Here is a 4285-nt window from a genome sequence, read left to right on the forward strand (position 1 = left end):
GACCGGTCACCCATCCGTCGCCCCATGACCGGTTATCCAGGATTAGGTGCGGATGCGGGGCATTGTCATCAACCCCTACCGCAATCCAGCTATGGGCCGTCACGCCTTGCGCCCGCAAGAAACCTTTTTCGTCACGTTTAGCCGGTAGCCCACGCCAAAACGCTTGGGACGTCCCAAACCAGACCACGTACCCAGCCGCAATCGCGTCCCGGGCCTGTTCGTAATTCTGCACCGGCGCCCAGGTTTTCACTAAATGCTTCTGGCACAGCGGTTCCAGATCATCGGGGACGCCCTGCCAACCCCACTGGGCCGCCAGCTCATCATCATCTTGTGGCGGAATGACGTATTCCTTGCCGTTGACCAGGTACCGACCACGCGGGAGAACACCCAGCCGGCGCACCGCCTCGACCGCGTTGGCCACCACCGCCCCATCCCCCCGGATGCGGCGTCCCCCAATTTCAACCCGAGCGAACCCATACACAATCTCTGAGGAAATGCGCGCCTTCCACTCGGCGCCGGCTTTCGCCTGGAGCGCCTCCAGGATGTCGCATGACCGACCGCCCCCGCGGCCCACGCATGTTCCCCGCGTTTGCGGGCGGTAGGGTTTCCAGCCGCCCTCGATGTCGGCCAGGGCGTTGAGCAAGATCACGCGCTTTCCGACCCCCACGCCCTTGAGATGCGGGGCCGCCGCGTACAGGTCCACGGGGCCGTTGTCGGCGCAGATGCGGTCAACCAGCTCCTGGTCATGCCGCCACCCGCCCAGATATATGATCGATTCCGGGGGAACCGTGCTCATGGCTTTTTATCCAACCCATCCGCAATCTGTCGAAACAACACGGCGTGATCGGCAGCCTTCTTCAGGCGTTCCTTCTCCGCTAGGCCGTTCATGTATTCGCGCAGCCTCTCAAACCAGGGGAGCCAGGCGTTGCGGTCCTCTCCCAGTGCGGCCCGGTTGGCCTGCGTACTTGCCTGAATGATGGAACCCGGATCCGTGAGTTCCCCTTTTTCAATCCGTTCTGCAACACTGCGAAAAGCATCCGCGAGCGCACCCGCCCTGTTACGCGCTTGTTCCGACACACTAGAAAGCCACTCCCAGGCCAGCCGCTGCGCTTCTGGTATCTCCGGCCGCGGCGGAGCTGGTCCAGGACCCGGCTGGACGGCCAGATAGACAATTTCCACCCGGGGCGGATCACCGACCGCCAACACGATGGCCCAGCGGCCGTCCCCCATCGGAACCACGTTGATGTCGGCGGCGCCGTCGGCCGTGATCGCCACGGCATTGCCGCTCTTTTCCAGTTTCAATTCACTCCCCGAGATAAGTTGGCCGCCCGGCCACACCACAGCCAAAACCAGGAAAAGGTTGCACATCAATCTATGCATGGATGGCGTCCCTTAAAGCTAAGAGCTGATCCTCTCCGAGTCCAGTTGCCGCCACCAGGGAGGGAATGTCATCTGCCCCCTGAGCGAACTTGATCAATCGATAAAATGCCGCCCAAGTGGCATCGTTCGTGACGATGGCCCGGAGAGCCGCGGCCCCCAAGTCATCGGCTTTTGTCGGCGTGTAGCTAGCCAGGACGGCCAGTGCGTCAAACAGGTCGGTGAGAAATGTGCGCAGGCCCTCCTCATCTTCAATACTTGGGATTTTAAGGATGCTCCGCAACAGTCGTAACAGTTCGATGAGTCTCATTTCTCACTCTCCAGTCGGCACTTCAAGCAAGGCCACCGCACCCATGCGCGGCATCGATTACACCAGGACAGTACCAGCACCGGGCGAGTGACCACCGCACGCGCCACCAGCCGGGCAACCGTCCCGCGATCCAGATTTAGCAGCCGGGCAATAGCTCTCCGGGACACACCCTGACGGGCCAGATAATAGGCAATGTGCGCGCGAAAACCGTACATGCACGCAGTATAAAGAGTGCCACTCCCAAAATGCCGCCACGATTAGCACTGATTGGCGATCAATTCATAGAGGAGCGAAAGTAAAAGAGGAACATCGATAAGCCGGATAATCAGATATTTTTCGGCCGGGTCGCAATCTTCGCAAACAAGCGCCGCGATCCGGTGGGATTTTTTCGCGAAATCCACGGCCGCCCGCAATTGGGCGGGTGTAATCCCACACGCCGGGACCGGATATAGCTCAATGATTTTTCGACTCAGCAAAAGCTGCGCGGCCTGAACGTCTCGCACCGCCAGTCCGCTCTCATCCATGCTCATCCCCGATCAAACTCCGCGCAGATGGCCAGCAATCGCTCTAAAAAGAAGCACCCCGCGTAAAGGCTCACAAAAAAACCCACCAGATAGCTGCCGTACATACCATAATCGAGTGGCGCAGCAACGTTTTTCTCAATGCTTTTTAAGAAACCAGACTCTAAAAGCACCCCTAACATCACCAGCGCCGAAAGGAAAGACGCTCCGACTCCAAAGCCAGCCACCACCAGCCGCATAATTAGCATTGGGTGTCGCATCGTATGGGTCCTATCGTAATTGTAACCGAACCACCGTCCACACAGTCGCCGAACGCCAGCTCCAGCCGGCGCACTTGACTATCATCCTCGATGATGCCCGCCGCTTCAATCGCATCCAGCACCGCCTTGAGGACGTTATCAAGGTCGCGCCTGCGATTATCGGGGGGGTGTATCATTAGACTAACTTGCACTAGCGCACTGCCGAGCGATTCACGCCGATACACCCACTTCTGCACATACCAGAGGTCCTTTACGCGCGATCGGAACTCCCTGGCCGCGCGCGAGAGGATGGTGCGGTTCCCGAGCCTGCGCCAGTATCGGTTCACCGATGGGGGATAGGGGAGCCTCAGAATGATGGGACCTCCTTCGTCACTCCGTCTGCGTTTTTTGGCCATTTCCGCCTACTATCGATGGTCTAAGTATCGCCATTACTTCGCGCACCATGGCCCGGCCCTCTTCCGGGCTGAGCGGGGTCTCGTGCGTTTCTGTGGCTTTAGCACGCATTTGTGCGCGCGGCGGTGCCGAAATATCCTCTGGGACCGGAATCCCCGCCAACACAACCGCGACGTTGGGGTCGCGCGGTCCGAATTCCACAACCAGTTTTTGGAGGTAGGCCCCTGGGTTCGCAGGCCGTGCGTGTGCGAGCGACTCCAAAGCCGCAGAGGCCCAGTCAAGGCCCGCCGCAGCCAAGTGGCAGACGCGCCATAGCAGGACACGGTCGCGCTTGGCCACCGGCCCTCCGCACCATACTCGGCCGTGCTTGCGGAACAGCGACCGCACCAGCTCCGAGTCGGGATCCGAGGCACCATGTAACGGTTGCGGCGTTACATGGGCAGGCGGCCCCCTTTCCCCCATACCCCCTTTCCCCTTCGTTCGTTCGACGACGTCGTCGTCGTTATTATTAGGCTGTAACGCTTCAAGCGTTACAAAACCATTACACGGTTTTTGGGACTTGGCCCGATAGCGGCTGACCCGTTCGGCGTTGAGTGCCCGGATTTTCCCGGTTTGGTTGTGGCGGGTGAAGTTCGGAACCGTGAGGGAACCGAAGCGGATATTCAGCCATCCTTCGGCGGCCAGCGCGGCGGCGAACCCATCGGCCCCAACCAAGCGGTCGATAAATGCGGGTTCAAGAGCGCCGAGATTCAAATGGGCGTTGCCACTCTCGTCGATCTCCTTTTCGGAAATATTATCGTCGAGCCACTCCCAAAACACCATGCATAATCCGGCCGCGTGAACCGGCGTGATTCCGAGGCGGGCAGCAATTCCAATGACCTCTTTTTTCCGGTGGAGTCCTTTGCACCATTTAATCCAATCCCCCGCCATCGTCTACATCCGTTCATTACTCAATTTCCACTTCCCATGTTTCGGTCGGCCAAGGCTGGTACCAGTAGACAGCACCGCGCCGATTGACTTTTGCGTATGCAATCAATTTACCATCTTTAAACGCACCGATTGAAAACACATAGTGTCCGCCTCTCCCCGGTCGCCTGATTCGCCGCAATTCGCATGCAGGCCAGCGTTGTTGTGCCGATTTCTCAATGTTTCCATGGAATGTCTCATCAGCGAAATCAATGTCATACAGCATCGCGTGTCTCCTCTTCTACCACCGATATCATACATAGTCCCACAAGTCCTTTTTTTCATTTGCTTTCCTCACCACAACTTCAGCTTCGGCCTCGGAAATAGCGGCCGCTGGAGCGGCCAGTTTTCCTCTAAGTAGTCGAACAGGTCGTCAATGGTCTTCTTGGAAATATTCGCCCCAGGACAACTGAATAGACCAAGGGCCCACGCTGTGACGGTTTCCCGGGCGTGAGGGT

At 58.5% G+C, this 4285-nt stretch carries 8 protein-coding genes; all 8 read right to left on the reverse strand.

Annotated elements, in window-relative coordinates; all coding sequences use genetic code 11:
• On the reverse strand, positions 1–796 hold a 796-nt coding region (locus tag ABJK56_RS13370; RefSeq protein WP_347245168.1), incomplete at its 3' end, for a hypothetical protein.
• A complete protein-coding gene (locus tag ABJK56_RS13375) occupies positions 793–1380 on the reverse strand; it encodes a hypothetical protein (protein ID WP_347245169.1) in 588 nt (195 codons plus the stop codon). The genes ABJK56_RS13370 and ABJK56_RS13375, both read right to left, overlap by 4 nt.
• On the reverse strand, positions 1373–1687 hold the full coding sequence (locus ABJK56_RS13380) for a hypothetical protein (protein WP_347245170.1): 315 nt from the start codon (positions 1685–1687) through the stop codon (positions 1373–1375). Before ABJK56_RS13380 ends, ABJK56_RS13375 begins: the two co-directional genes overlap by 8 nt.
• A gap of 257 nt (positions 1688–1944) precedes the next feature.
• Positions 1945–2217: a hypothetical protein gene (locus tag ABJK56_RS13385; protein WP_347245171.1), complete on the reverse strand. Its 273-nt coding sequence runs from the start codon at positions 2215–2217 to the stop codon at positions 1945–1947.
• Positions 2214–2447, reverse strand: a complete 234-nt coding sequence (locus ABJK56_RS13390; RefSeq protein WP_347245172.1) for a hypothetical protein — start codon at positions 2445–2447, stop codon at positions 2214–2216. Before ABJK56_RS13390 ends, ABJK56_RS13385 begins: the two co-directional genes overlap by 4 nt.
• A gap of 2 nt (positions 2448–2449) precedes the next feature.
• Positions 2450–2863 (reverse strand): RusA family crossover junction endodeoxyribonuclease, encoded by a 414-nt coding sequence (locus ABJK56_RS13395; protein WP_347245173.1) that lies wholly within the window; start codon positions 2861–2863, stop codon positions 2450–2452.
• Positions 2838–3791 carry a hypothetical protein gene (locus ABJK56_RS13400; protein WP_347245174.1) on the reverse strand — a complete coding sequence of 318 codons (954 nt, stop codon included), beginning with the start codon at positions 3789–3791 and terminating at the stop codon, positions 2838–2840. The genes ABJK56_RS13395 and ABJK56_RS13400 overlap by 26 nt, the downstream gene beginning before the upstream one ends.
• 16 nt (positions 3792–3807) lie before the next feature.
• Entirely contained in the window at positions 3808–4053 is a 246-nt protein-coding gene (locus ABJK56_RS13405; RefSeq protein WP_347245175.1) for a hypothetical protein, read from the reverse strand.
• Positions 4054–4285 lie beyond the last annotated feature (232 nt).

This window comes from Thermogutta sp. (assembly GCF_039793925.1).
Lineage (GTDB): Bacteria > Planctomycetota > Planctomycetia > Pirellulales > Thermoguttaceae > Thermogutta.